The organism is Serratia sp. J2, from assembly GCF_046269175.1.
GTDB lineage: Bacteria > Pseudomonadota > Gammaproteobacteria > Enterobacterales > Enterobacteriaceae > Chania > Chania fonticola_C.
In genome coordinates, this window is the sequence record NZ_JBKABN010000017.1 from 1 (window position 1) to 12,499 (window position 12,499).

Annotated in this window: 11 protein-coding genes and 1 riboswitch; of the genes, 2 read left to right on the plus strand and 9 right to left on the minus strand. The window is 53.5% G+C overall.

Annotated features, from left to right (window positions below):
* Nucleotides 1-130: 130 nt before the first annotated feature.
* The 5 genes from mntP to manX all read right to left on the minus strand — a co-directional run bounded on the left by mntP (nt 131) and on the right by manX (nt 4,306).
* Entirely contained in the window at nt 131-697 is a 567-nt protein-coding gene (gene mntP, locus ACKWMY_RS17370) for a manganese efflux pump MntP (protein WP_024487163.1), read from the minus strand.
* Nucleotides 698-707: 10 nt separating this feature from the next.
* A riboswitch (yybP-ykoY riboswitch) is annotated at nt 708-889 on the minus strand.
* 217 nt (nt 890-1,106) lie between these two features.
* Complete coding sequence (locus tag ACKWMY_RS17375; RefSeq protein ID WP_261159995.1) at nt 1,107-1,565, minus strand: DUF986 family protein; 459 nt, start codon at nt 1,563-1,565, stop codon at nt 1,107-1,109.
* A 55-nt stretch (nt 1,566-1,620) separates the two neighbouring features.
* Nucleotides 1,621-2,463, minus strand: coding sequence for a PTS mannose transporter subunit IID (locus tag ACKWMY_RS17380; protein WP_024531227.1), 843 nt, complete (start codon nt 2,461-2,463; stop codon nt 1,621-1,623).
* A 15-nt stretch (nt 2,464-2,478) separates the two neighbouring features.
* On the minus strand, nt 2,479-3,279 hold the full coding sequence (locus tag ACKWMY_RS17385) for a PTS mannose/fructose/sorbose transporter subunit IIC (protein ID WP_021181036.1): 801 nt from the start codon (nt 3,277-3,279) through the stop codon (nt 2,479-2,481).
* A 55-nt stretch (nt 3,280-3,334) separates the two neighbouring features.
* Nucleotides 3,335-4,306 carry a PTS mannose transporter subunit IIAB gene (manX, locus tag ACKWMY_RS17390; RefSeq protein ID WP_074028595.1) on the minus strand — a complete coding sequence of 324 codons (972 nt, stop codon included), beginning with the start codon at nt 4,304-4,306 and terminating at the stop codon, nt 3,335-3,337.
* Nucleotides 4,307-4,892: 586 nt separating this feature from the next.
* Here manX and ACKWMY_RS17395 point away from each other — a divergent pair.
* Nucleotides 4,893-6,440, plus strand: coding sequence for a TerC family protein (locus tag ACKWMY_RS17395; RefSeq protein ID WP_024531229.1), 1,548 nt, complete (start codon nt 4,893-4,895; stop codon nt 6,438-6,440).
* A 189-nt stretch (nt 6,441-6,629) separates the two neighbouring features.
* Here the strand turns inward: ACKWMY_RS17395 and ACKWMY_RS17400 are convergent, their stop codons facing one another.
* A complete protein-coding gene (locus ACKWMY_RS17400; RefSeq protein WP_409486687.1) occupies nt 6,630-8,258 on the minus strand; it encodes an EAL domain-containing protein in 1,629 nt (542 codons plus the stop codon).
* Nucleotides 8,259-8,359: 101 nt separating this feature from the next.
* On the opposite strand from ACKWMY_RS17400, the gene ACKWMY_RS17405 reads away from it, so the two are divergent.
* Nucleotides 8,360-8,503 (plus strand): hypothetical protein, encoded by a 144-nt coding sequence (locus ACKWMY_RS17405; protein WP_161629502.1) that lies wholly within the window; start codon nt 8,360-8,362, stop codon nt 8,501-8,503.
* Nucleotides 8,504-8,608: 105 nt separating this feature from the next.
* On the opposite strand, the gene sdaA is transcribed toward ACKWMY_RS17405, so the two are convergent.
* The 3 genes from sdaA to pabB all read right to left on the minus strand — a co-directional run bounded on the left by sdaA (nt 8,609) and on the right by pabB (nt 12,294).
* Nucleotides 8,609-9,973 (minus strand): L-serine ammonia-lyase, encoded by a 1,365-nt coding sequence (sdaA, locus tag ACKWMY_RS17410; protein WP_024486973.1) that lies wholly within the window; start codon nt 9,971-9,973, stop codon nt 8,609-8,611.
* A 372-nt stretch (nt 9,974-10,345) separates the two neighbouring features.
* Nucleotides 10,346-10,924 (minus strand): CoA pyrophosphatase, encoded by a 579-nt coding sequence (locus ACKWMY_RS17415; protein ID WP_409486688.1) that lies wholly within the window; start codon nt 10,922-10,924, stop codon nt 10,346-10,348.
* Nucleotides 10,921-12,294 carry an aminodeoxychorismate synthase component 1 gene (gene pabB, locus ACKWMY_RS17420; protein WP_074028605.1) on the minus strand — a complete coding sequence of 458 codons (1,374 nt, stop codon included), beginning with the start codon at nt 12,292-12,294 and terminating at the stop codon, nt 10,921-10,923. The genes ACKWMY_RS17415 and pabB overlap by 4 nt, the downstream gene beginning before the upstream one ends.
* Nucleotides 12,295-12,499 lie beyond the last annotated feature (205 nt).

Sequence of the window (12,499 nt, forward strand, 5' to 3'; positions counted from 1 at the left end):
TGGCCAGAGTAGCTTCGAAAACTAGGGTGTAAAAGCAAGAAAGTTGAGGTATTACGCAAAAAGATCAACGAACTCGATCGGTTCCCTCTCCTTGGGGAGAGGGTGAGGGAGTAGGCTTCGTCGCCAGAGATTAAGCCAGGTAGCCCAAGTGCTCCAGCAGGATATTAAAGCCAATCCCGATCAGCACCACGCCGCCAAGAATTTCCGCGCGCTTGCCCAGCAGCGGGCCGATAAACCGGCCAACCATCATCCCCAGCGTGGCCATGATCATGGTCGCCATACCTATCGCCATCGCGGTATGCAGGATATTAACCTGCAGGAATGCCAGACCTACGCCGATTGCCATCGCATCCAGACTGGTGGCAATGGCCGTAGCAACCAGCACCCAAAAACCATGACGATTGACTTTCTCTTCTTCCGGTTTGTTTTTCACCCCTTCAACGATCATGCGTGCGCCAAGGATAAACAGCAGGCTAAAGGCGACCCAGTGATCCCATTCCATGATGTATTGGCTGGCAAACAGACCGATGCCCCAGCCGATCAGCGGGGTAATGGCTTCAATGATGCCAAAGATCAGACCGGTACGGATAGCTTCGCGAAAACGCGGTTGATGCAGAGTGGCACCTTTGCCGATCGACGCGGCAAACGCGTCCATAGACATGCCAAAAGCCAGGATAAGAGTTGCGGAAAGGTTCATTGAAATAGTCTCGGCCGGGTGGCTCCATATACACGTAACCCACCCCCAACCTTACGACGGAGTTACGTGCCTATGGTCTCGCCAACCTACCTGGCTGCCCGCACCACGTTTCGCTGACGAAACGAGTATGTTGATACGGGCGTTTCTGGTTATGACTCCCCCAGAAACCGGCTACTCCCCAATGACGGCGCAACCATACCATAATATTTTTGCTGCGGACAACGTTTAATTTCACTGGGTATTGGGTGAAATTGAGACTTATTTTCATTAGCGTGTTTATTGAGGGGAATAATGGCGATAGTTGCATCAAAGGTGTGGAAATAATAAGCAGAAAAAACACCCGCCATGCTGATTAATTACCCAAAAAAATTATTGTCAATTAATCAGTATGGAGCGGGGGTTGTTTAACTCATTTATTTTCAAGGAAAAAATTATAGATTTTTTCCAGGTCATCCAGGTGCGTAACCTGGATTAATAACCGACGCTGTTCTAAGTCGATAACCAGAATGCCATCTTCGGATAAATTCATGGATTTGATGCGTCGATAGTCAATAAACGCATTTGCATAGAAGAAGCCGGTGGCTTTAAACAACATCTTGGGCCAACGGATATAGGAGATATATACCGCAATCAACGCCAGGGAAATTAGCAGGTAGGTGGTTATCGGCGCTCCCTGCTCGACCAGGTTGCGGTAGAGCAGAATAGCAATCAGACCGACGAAAATCAGGCAGTCCAGACGGTTACTCCGCTTGAGCTGCACCTTTAACAGCGTTTTGCCTTTCAGCAGGTTCATGCCGAACTCGTCATACAGCGCATACGCCAGCATCAGCAGAATAAAAATCAGTATTACGCCATCGGTCAGCGACATCTCACCACTCCATAAATAAAAAAACCGGGGGTTGCCCCCCGGCTATCAATTGCTATTACAGACCTAACAGACCAATCCAATAACCGAAGATACCGATGGCGAAGAAGCCGATGATGATCCACAGTGCGTTGACCTTCCGGCGCAGCAACCACATACAACCGAAGGTCAGCAGCAGCGGTACCAAGCCAGGCATCAGCTGATCAAGGATGGTTTGTACCGTGGTTACGTGGGTTTGCCCGGTTTGGTCGGTAATTTTCGACACCACCAGCGGGATATTGACGTGCGTCCACTTGTTAACCAGGGCCCCCATGACAAACAGGCCGAGGATGGACGCCCCTTCCGTCAGTTTTTGCAGGAAACCACCGCCCATATCGCTAACGATATCGACCCCTTTGCGATAGCCGTAGGCGACACCGTAGTAACGAACCAACAGGCGCACCAGGTTAAACATCACGAAGAACAATAGTGGGCCGAGCAGGCTGCCACTCATGGCAATACCCGCACCCAATGCGGCAAATACCGGGCGAACGGTACCCCAGAATATCGGGTCACCTACGCCGGCCAGTGGCCCCATCAGACCTACTTTGATGCCGTTGATGGCCGCATCGTCGATCGGTGCGCCGTTGGCACGCTGTTCTTCCATCGCCATGGTAACGCCAAGGATTGGCGCTGCGACGAACGGTTGCGTATTGAAGAACTCAAGATGGCGTTTGATTGCCTGCTTGCGTTCGTCGTTATTGTCTGGGTACAGGCGACGGATCACCGGCACCATGGAGAAGCAAAAACCTAGCGCCTGCATACGTTCGAAGTTCCATGAACCCTGGAACAGGTTGGAGCGTACGAATACGCCTCGAATATCGGCAGGTGTCAGTTTCTTTTGAGTCGTTGTATCAACCATTTCTTTCACCTATTCCTAGTCCAATTCGTTATCGAGGTCGTTGGCACCGGCAGGGTTGGCCTGAACCACCTGAGACTTGTTGTATTTAGGGCTGAGCTGGATGTAGAGCACTGCCATCACCACGCCGATCACACCGAGTGCGACCAGGTTAAAGTTGGTGAAGGCTGCGGTAACAAAGCCCAGGTAGAAGAATGGCATCAGATAACCGGCACGCATCATGTTGATGACCATCGCGTAACCGACTACTACGATCATGCCACCGGCGATGTTCAGACCGCCTGTGACCACTTCCGGAATTGAGTTAAGCAGGGCGTGGACGCCAGCTGTGCCGACAGAGACCGCAACGATCACCGCAGGAATAGCGACACGCATTGCCTGTACCAACAGGGCCGCGATGTGGATCACGGTAATACCGTTCAGGTTACCCCGTTCTGCCGCTTTGTCCGCCGCATGCTGGAAGGCCACGGTGATGGTACGCACGATAATGGTCAGTACCTGGCCTGCTGCTGCCAGCGGGATCGCCAGGGCAATACCGGCACCGATGTTTTGCCCACCGGCGATAACCAGAATGGTGGAAATAATCGACGCTAACGCCGCATCGGGCGCAACCGCAGCCCCGATGTTCATCCAACCCAGTGCGATCATTTCCAGCGTACCGCCGATGATGATACCGGTTTTGATGTCACCGAGAACGAAGCCAATCAGCGTACAGGCCACTAACGGGCGGTGGAATTGAAACTCATCCAGGACGGAACCCATCCCGGCGATACAGGCAACGATAAATATCAGTACAATCTGAAGAGTGGTGATCTCCATTGCACTTCTCCTATATGACCAAACAGCTCTGAGTAAAAAATTAACGACGTTGCCGTTAATTGAGTTTGTTAATCAGGTCCATCATTTTTAGCTGACTGTCGGAAGAGACCTTACGGACTTCAAGTTCAATCCCGCGTTCGTTTAACTTCTTAAACGCCTCGATGTCTTTCTCATCGACGGACACCGCGTTATTCACCTGGGTTTTGCCCTGGCGGAACGCCATACCACCGATATTCACCGATTTGATATCCACACCTTCCTCCACCAGACGCCAAACGTCAGTTGGGTTGGTGAATAGCAGCATCACGCGCTCACCCGCATATTTCGGGTTGTTCCAGACGCGGATCGCCTTTGCCACGTCAACAACGTGAGCGGTAACGCCTGGAGGGGCAACCTGAGTTAACAAGGTTTTACGGACGTGGTCGGCGGCCACTTCATCACTGACTACGATGATGCGGCTGACGTTGGTCTCTTTGGTCCAGCGGGTAGCAACCTGGCCGTGGATCAACCGGTCGTCGATACGTGCCAGGCAGATTTTCATATGGTCATTGGGGCCGAGAGGCGCTTGTGGCGCGGCGGCTTTTGGGGCAGGGGCACTTTGTGGCGCGACGGGCTTAACACTCTCTTCCACCGGTTTCTTCAGCGCTTTCACGCCCTCACGGCCGGTTTCCAACGCCAGCGCGACCAGTTCGTCAAAGCTTGGGTTGTCATCACGAGCCATGAATGTTTCCACCAGCATGGGAATGTTAACCCCGGTGATAACCTCATAGTGTGGTTTGTCTACTGCGATACGGCTGGCCGCGTTAAACGGGCTGCCGCCCCAGGTATCAACCAGAAACAGGACGCCATCGCTGGTATCGAGTTCACTGATTCTCCCATTGTATTTCTCAATTAACGTTTCAGCATTCTCACCGGGAACGAAATCTATGTAGGCGACGTTGGCTTGCTCACCTAATAGCATTTCTGCTGTTTTCAGCAGTTGTTCCGCTGCAGTCCCGTGTGTGCCGATGATAATAGCTATTGCCACTCGCTACCTCCTCGTTGAACTTAAGGCACGGATCGTGTCTTGACTCATCACCATCCTGGCAGTCACTTCCGCGGTTCAGATACGTTGGTTCAAATACATTATGGTAGAAAAAAAGAAACTCACACTTAACATTTATCACGCAGTTTCAAAAACCTGTGGCCGTTAATTCCCGTTAACGCCATTTATTTTAGTGCGTGAAAAAATAAATTTTGTGACATTGCTCTGCTATTAGTGGATCGATTAAGCCGAATAGTTAGTTTGCGGAATTAAACAGCAAAGCTGTTACAAAATGAGACGTAAACTGAACGAAGCCACTTTTCTGGCGAAAAATTTCCTGCTAGAGTGCATTCTTCTTTCATAACCAAGGAGTGAAGGGCCTCAGCCCTCCCTATGGACTGTCACCGAAGTTACTGTTTTACAAGGTTTCACCCACCACCTGCTGGTGCAATAACGTTCGCTCGGCCTTATGGCTGCTTCCTGTTAGTGCCATCCCGTTTTCTCTCTGTCATCGCCAACGCCACATCTGCGTTTGCCTCCCTACGTCTGAGCGCCGCTCTGCCAACCTGTCTTTCTTCTGGAGTCTGATATGGAAATATTAATGGACCCCTCGATTTGGGCCGGGTTATTGACCCTGGTGGTCTTGGAAATCGTGCTGGGTATCGACAACCTGGTATTCATCGCCATTCTTGCCGACAAACTGCCGCCCAAGCAGCGTGATAAAGCGCGCATTATCGGTCTTTCATTAGCCTTGGTGATGCGTCTTGGATTGCTGTCGGTGATTTCTTGGATGGTGACGCTGACCAAACCGTTGTTCAGCGTGGGGGAATTCGCTTTCTCTGGCCGCGATCTGATCCTGCTGTTTGGTGGGGTATTCCTGTTGTTCAAAGCCACGATGGAGTTGCATGAACGGCTGGAGGGCAGTACCCATCAGGAAGGTGCCAACCGTGGCTACGCCAAATTCTGGGCGGTGGTGGTGCAGATTGTCATCCTTGATGCGGTGTTCTCGCTTGACGCGGTGATCACGGCGGTGGGGATGGTCAACGATCTGCCGGTCATGATGGCTGCGGTAGTGATTGCGATGGCGGTGATGTTGCTGGCCTCGAAACCTTTGACCAACTTCGTGAACGCCCATCCGACCATCGTGGTGCTCTGTTTGAGCTTCCTGCTGATGATCGGCCTGAGCTTGATTGCCGAAGGCTTTGGCGTGCACATACCGAAAGGCTATCTGTATGCGGCGATTGGCTTCTCGATCCTCATTGAGATGTTTAACCAGATTGCACGGCGCAACTTCATCAAGCACGAATCTCGCCGCCCGATGCGCGAACGCACGGCTGAAGCGATTATGCGCCTGATGGGGCAACAGCGTACCCAGCAGCAGGTGGATGAAGACAGCCTGCGTAAGGTGAAAGAAACCTTTGCGCAGGAGGAACGCTACATGATCAGCGGTGTGCTGACGTTGGCTTCCCGTACCTTGCGCAGCGTAATGACGCCTCGCACCGAGATTTCATGGGTGGATTGTGAACGTTCCCGTGATGAGGTGCGCGAACAGTTGCTGGATACCCCGCATAGCCTGTTCCCGGTTTGCCGCTATGAGTTGGACGAGTTTATCGGCGTGGTGCGTGCCAAGGATCTGCTGGTCGCGTTGGATCAGGGCGTGGATATCGCCGAGTTTGCTGCGCGTACTCCACCGATCGTGGTGCCGGAAACCATGGACGTGATCAAGCTGCTGGCGGTATTGCGCCGGGCCAAGGGCCGTCTGGTGATGGTGACCAATGAGTTTGGCGTGGTGCAGGGGCTGGTCACGCCATTAGACGTGCTGGAAGCGATTGCCGGTGAGTTCCCGGACGAAGATGAAACGCCGGATATTATCGAGGATGGCGACCGCTGGCTGGTGAAAGGCGGGGCGGATCTCCACTCGTTGGAGCAGGCGTTGGACTGTGACCATCTGGTTAGCCCCACCGAGGATTACGCCTCGCTGGCGGGCTTCCTGCTCTCTCACTCGGGCCAGATGCCAACGGTAGGCGACGTAGTCGAACTTCACGATCTGCGCTTTGAAATCCTTGAGATCTCGGATTATCGCATCGAGCTGGTCAGTATCACCAAGGTGAAACCGCTGCACGAGCAAGACGAGTAAGTGGTCTTCCCCTCACCCCAACCCTCTCCCACAGGGAGAGGGAGCTGATAGCCCCAGCTCTGTTGGGCGAGAGGAGATAATCTCAGCAACCTCGGCCATTCCTTCATCCAAAGTGAGTCAGTCAAAGCTCATGCTGAATACTGTACTTTCAGGCTAACTCGATCCGTTCCCTCTCCCTGTGGGAGAGGGTTAGGGTGAGGGGGTACGGTGATTAGAGCAATTCTCTCGGGTTTTTTTTGTTTTCGGCTGTTGATGCAGCACGCGTTGGCGGGTTTCATACTGTTGCAGCCACAGTGGAAACACGTTGATCGGCATCGGCTTGGCAAAATAATACCCCTGTAAGGCATTTACACCCTGCGAGCGCAGATACTCCGCCTGTTCCTCAGTCTCAACCCCTTCGGCCACCAGTTTTAATTTCAGGCGCTGTGCCAACGTAATGATGGTGTCGGTCACGGTGGCATTGACCGCGTCGGTGCCAATGGCGGCGGTAAAGCCACGATCGATCTTCAACACGTCCGGGCTGAGTTTTTTCAGGTAACTGAGCGAGCTGTGGCCGGTGCCAAAGTCGTCTATCGCCAGCATGATGCCCATTTCTTTGAGCGTTTTAATCTGCTCATACTGAATCTCCGACAGGGCGGTTCGCTCCGTCAGCTCCAGCATCAATGAAGGCATCGGATGGGCGGGCAGCCAGATCCTGCGGATGTCATCAATAATGCTGACGGTATTGAAATGCTCGGCTGCGACGTTGATGCTGATATAGAAAGAGGGGCGAGGAGGGAACAGGTTGAGGTTTTCTACCACCGTGGTCATCAGATAACGCGTTAGGGGAATGATCAGGGCGTGCTGTTCGGCCAGCGGGATAAACACGTCTGGCGAAATCCAGCCTTGTCGCTTGTTCTTCCAGCGCATCAAGGTTTCAACACCGACACAGCGCCCATTATCGCTGTTGATAATCGGCTGGCAATAAACGCGAAATTCTCGATGCGCAATGGCGTGGCCAATATGGTAAGACAGGCTCATGCGGTTGGCGGTGATCAGATAGACCACGTAGGCCGCCAGCAGGCTCAGCATCAGCGCCAGAGGAATATGGCGGGGTAACGCGGCCAGCGCCAGAGAACGGGCATCGGGGCCAAACAGGGAGATGGAAAAAGGATACTTGGCAGATTTGGCGGTGTATTGCAGGTCTTCGGCTTTGCTATCGCTCAGTGTAATTTCCTGTTGACCATATTCCAGTCTATAGGCCCCCACGTTCAGGGCTACCCGGTGAGCATAAGGCTCTTGCGGTTCCAGCAGGAAGTTGGACAACAGATCGATATTGAAAACGTGCAACACTCCGCTGGTGCTCTGATCGGGCAACGGAGTCCATAGCACCAGCGTTGGCGTTCCTTTTGCTACCATGATGGAAGGGCGCAGTGCCAGTTGCATGCCGCCTTTGGTCATGGTCGGGAAAAGGGTGGTAAACACATAGTGGCGTTCGCCAAACAGGCTGGAGCAATAAATCTTGCCGTCCTTGACCAGCAGCAACGAGCGCAGTGCCTGATTCTGTGCGGCACGAAAGCGTAGCGTCGATATCACCGAGTCGCAGGGTTGCCCGACAAGCGTCATGGTGCTGAGTGCCTGTTGTTCTGCGGGCAGCAGCAACGTATTGAGTTTGCTGATCACCCGGCTGGCCAGGACGCGCTGGTTCTGCTCGGTATTACGGACTTCCTGATAGTAGCGGGTATACAGCGAAATCAACAAAATAGCCAACCCAACCGCGCCGGCGAGAAGCCAACGGTAATAGCGGTATTTCGATGCGGCAAGTTGGGTCATCAACATCCGGTAAGTCCTTGTTCAGTCTAGCTGCCTGACGCCACTTCCAGGCGTAATTTCAGTAATACTATGCTTGGCTAATTCTAGCCTGTTCGCATGGAAAATTGATGGTAACTCAACAAATTATTTCGATTCGCGCGATCAAAGGGGAGATTTGGGGGTTAACCGGCGGATGGGCAAAAGGCGCTCAGATTAGCGGTATTGCTGAATTTGTACGGGGCGAAGAGGGGTTCCTCTGGTTAATCTATTGATTATCTAAGCAGGCGAAGCATGTGGTGCCCCTACGTGCTGCGTAGCCAGTTCAGGTTTCGTAAGCCGTTCCCCCTCGCCGGTGATGACGAGGGGGACGGTCTTAATCAGTCACACTGAACCTTGATCGCCAGACCGCCACGGGAGGTCTCACGATACTTGGCGTTCATGTCTTTACCGGTTTCATACATGGTCTCGATCACCTTATCCAGCGACACGCGTGGCTCGCTGGTGCGGCGCAGTGCCATCCGCGCCGAGTTGATCGCCTTCACTGAGGCAATGGCGTTGCGTTCGATGCAAGGAACCTGTACCTGGCCTGCAACGGGATCGCAGGTCAAGCCCAGATTATGCTCCATGCCGATTTCGGCGGCGATGCAAACCTGCTCAGGGCTGCCGCCAAGCAACTCGGCCAGGCCTGCAGCGGCCATCGAACAGGCCACGCCGACTTCGCCCTGGCAGCCCACTTCGGCACCGGAAATCGAGGCGTTCATTTTATACAGCGTGCCAATGGCACCGGACGCCATAAAGTAGCGGACATAGGTTTCCGGGCTGACGGATTCGATAAAATGATCGTAGTAAGCCAGCACCGCTGGGACGATCCCGCAGGCTCCATTGGTTGGGGCAGTCACCACGCGGCCACCGGCGGCGTTCTCTTCGTTCACCGCCAGCGCAAACATGTTGACCCAGTCGATCACGTTCATTGGGTCACTGGACAGTTTGTCTGAGGAAACCAGCAAGCGGCGCAGGGCTGAGGCACGGCGCGGAACCCGCAGCGGGCCAGGCAGTACGCCTTCGGTGTTCAGGCCGCGATCGATACAGGCGCGCATGGTTTGCCAAACGTTGCCGAAATAGGCTTCGATCTCCTGCTTGCTATGCAATGCCAGTTCGTTTTGCATGACCATCCCTGAGAGAGACAGGCCGGTGGCATGGCAGTGAGCCAACATTTCGCTTGCCGAGTGGAACGGATAGGGAACCGAGATTTCGTTACTTTCGGCTTTGCCGAAATGTTCTTCGTCAACGATAAACCCACCACCGATAGAGTAATAGGTTTTGCTGTAAATCTGTTTGTCGCCAGCGAAGGCATGGATCTGCATGGCGTTTTCGTGCAGCGGCATATTGTCGCTACGGAATACCATGCCGCCGTCGCGGGGGAAATCGACTTCGTGCAGGCCACTGGCCAGCATCAGGCGTTGACGTTGCTCAACATCGCGAATAAAGCCCGGGATACCATCGATATCGACGGTATCAGGCATATTGCCCGCCAGGCCGAGAATGATGGCGATATCGGTATGGTGACCTTTACCGGTCAATGAGAGTGAGCCGTAAACATCGACGGCAACACGCGTGACGGAAGGCATCAAGCCTTCGTTTACCAGATCGTCGACAAACTGTTTGCCGGCTTTCATCGGTCCAACCGTATGAGAGCTGGACGGGCCGATGCCGATCTTAAACATGTCGAAAACGCTAATCACGCTAAAACTCCTTAAAGAGGCATATTGTTATGGCTGCTGCGGTTAAAAACCGTGCAGGGAACGGCGATAGTGTAAAAGGGCCGTACGGGTTTTGCGGCCCTTTTCGCATGAAATAAAGTAATCCTTGGTATTGCTGTTAACGCCTTAAAACGCGACCGGGGTAATCCTTATAATATTAGTGGTTTATTCCGGTCGTGGCTATTTTACAGGTATTTCGTAAGGTTGAAGAGAGAGTTTACAGTTTTTTTAAAACATCGATAGCGGTAACGGTAGTTGATAAAACAGGCTGCTGGAGTGATAGCGATCGCTTTATACTCAAAACGACAGGTAATCCCGGCTTTAACGTGACGTATGTCGCAAAAAATGCCGAGTTCAAATGCTGACTTGCTGTGCCAGGCGGCGAATAATCGCGGCCGTCAGGCCCCAAACGAACTGGCTCTGATACCAGGAAAGATAGACTCGATGTGCGTGACCACCGCGATGAATATCCAGCGGATAATAGCGTGAGAGCCGCAGTGCTTCGTGCAGCGGGATTTCGAACACCTCGGCGACCTCATCTTCGTTGGCATGAAACGCGACATCTGCCGGGATCAGGCCCACCACCGGCGTCACCTGAAAACCGGTGCTGCTGTCGAGCGGGGCCAACTGGCCGAGGATATGCACCCGCTGCGGCGGGATCGCTACTTCTTCCTGCGCTTCACGCAGTGCGGTAATGATGGGGGAACCGTCTTCAGCATCGGTTTTACCGCCGGGGAAGGCCACTTGACCTGCGTGTTTACGCAGTGAATCGGCGCGGCGGGTGAGCAGCAGGCTCGGTTCTGGCCGACAAACGATCGGGATCAGCACGGCGGCTGGGCGCGAATTGTGAGAGATCTGCATCGCCTGCGGCTGCTGCAACTGAAAGCGGCTGATAAAATCGGCCAATGAGGCCGGATAGTCCTGATGGCTCACGAAACGGTAAACTCCCCCAGCTGTGGCAAGATACGGCCTACTTTATCAAAGGTTTCCTGATACTCCGCCTGTTCCTGACTATCGGCAACGATGCCACCACCGGCAGAACAGTTGATGCGCCCGTTTTCGGCAATCAGGGTGCGGATGGTGATATTGGTGTCCATGGTACCGCAAACGCTGAGATAGCCAATGCTACCGCAATAGGCATTACGGCGCTGCGGCTCCAGTTCCTCGATGATTTCCATTGCCCGCACTTTGGGCGCGCCGGTAATCGATCCGCCGGGAAAACAGGCGCGCAACAGCTCGCTAGCCGAGCGGTTAGCGGGCAGGGTGGCAGTAATGGTACTGACCAGATGATGGACCGCCGGGAATGGCTCAACCACGAACAGTTCCGGTACCCTCACGCTGCCAGGCTCTGCTACACGGCCAATGTCATTACGCAGCAGATCGACAATCATCAGATTTTCGGCCCGGTCCTTGGGGGAATTGGCCAACTTTTGCGCCTGTTCTGCATCCAGCGCGGCATCGGCAAGGCGGGGTAGCGTACCTTTGATGGGCCTGGTCTGGATCTGCCGATCGGCCAACCACAGGAAACGTTCTGGTGAAACGCTCAACACCGCGTTGGCGGGCAGGCGCAGGAACGCGGAGAACGGCGCACGGTTGCTGGCGCTTAACTGCTGGAATGCCTGCCATTCGTCCCCTTGATAAGGGGCGGAAAAACGCTGAGCCAAATTGATCTGATAGCAATCGCCACTGCGCAGATAGTCCTGGATACGCCGGAATTTCTCGCCATATTGTTGGCGCGTCATGTTGGCCTGCCAGTTGCCTGTCAGGGCGAAGGGGGGCTGTGGCACAACCCGCTGTTGGTTAAGCCATTGCCAGCGCTGTTCTACATCCCCATAGCTGAGCAGCGTCAGTTTTTGCTGATGATGATCGGCGATCAGTGCCCAGTCATAAATGCCCACTGCCATATCCGGCAGCTTGATATCGGCCTGTGCCAACTGCGGCAACGCTTCGATACGTCGTCCCAAGTCATAGCCAAATAGCCCTAGCGCTCCCCCTTGAAAGGGAAGTTCGCCGTTCAGTGGCGGATGCAGGTTGAGAGCATCTAGCTGTTGCTGTAACAGCACAAAGGGATCTTCAGGTGAGTTACTGCGAGTCTCTCCCTGTTGGATCTCAGTGCTGGCACCGCAAGTCGTCAGCGTGGTGCGAGGTTCTGCCACCAGAATATCAAACCGGTTATGCGGGTGCTCGGCAAAGCCTGAATGCAGCAGCATAGCCCAAGGTTGCTGTGCCAATGGAGCGAACAGCGTTAATACGGCTTCGCGCGTATAGGGTAATGATTTGAGATTTGGGGCGGTGGCATTCATAGGGTTCAATCAACCTGATTCACGTAAACAGCGGTGTTGGCAGCCATTCTGCCACATTACGCCATAGGGTGCTGCTTACAGATTAGCCGGATGAAAAGTAAACCAAGCGTAAATGGAGCATTTTTTGCCACGTCTGCCATTATATAAAATGTAAAATGCCATTATATATTCGCCGAAAGAAATTTACTCAGTGAATATTTTAATA

What these genes read in the sequence shown, in the direction of transcription:
- mntP (WP_024487163.1), bottom strand. Translation starts at nt 697, where the DNA reads ATGAACCTTTCCGCAACTCTTATCCTGGCTTTTGGCATGTCTATGGAC.
- ACKWMY_RS17375 (WP_261159995.1), bottom strand. Translation starts at nt 1,565, where the DNA reads ATGTCGCTGACCGATGGCGTAATACTGATTTTTATTCTGCTGATGCTG.
- ACKWMY_RS17380 (WP_024531227.1), bottom strand. Translation starts at nt 2,463, where the DNA reads ATGGTTGATACAACGACTCAAAAGAAACTGACACCTGCCGATATTCGA.
- ACKWMY_RS17385 (WP_021181036.1), bottom strand. Translation starts at nt 3,279, where the DNA reads ATGGAGATCACCACTCTTCAGATTGTACTGATATTTATCGTTGCCTGT.
- ACKWMY_RS17395 (WP_024531229.1), top strand. Translation starts at nt 4,893, where the DNA reads ATGGAAATATTAATGGACCCCTCGATTTGGGCCGGGTTATTGACCCTG.
- ACKWMY_RS17400 (WP_409486687.1), bottom strand. Translation starts at nt 8,258, where the DNA reads ATGTTGATGACCCAACTTGCCGCATCGAAATACCGCTATTACCGTTGG.
- ACKWMY_RS17405 (WP_161629502.1), top strand. Translation starts at nt 8,360, where the DNA reads ATGGTAACTCAACAAATTATTTCGATTCGCGCGATCAAAGGGGAGATT.
- pabB (WP_074028605.1), bottom strand. Translation starts at nt 12,294, where the DNA reads ATGAATGCCACCGCCCCAAATCTCAAATCATTACCCTATACGCGCGAA.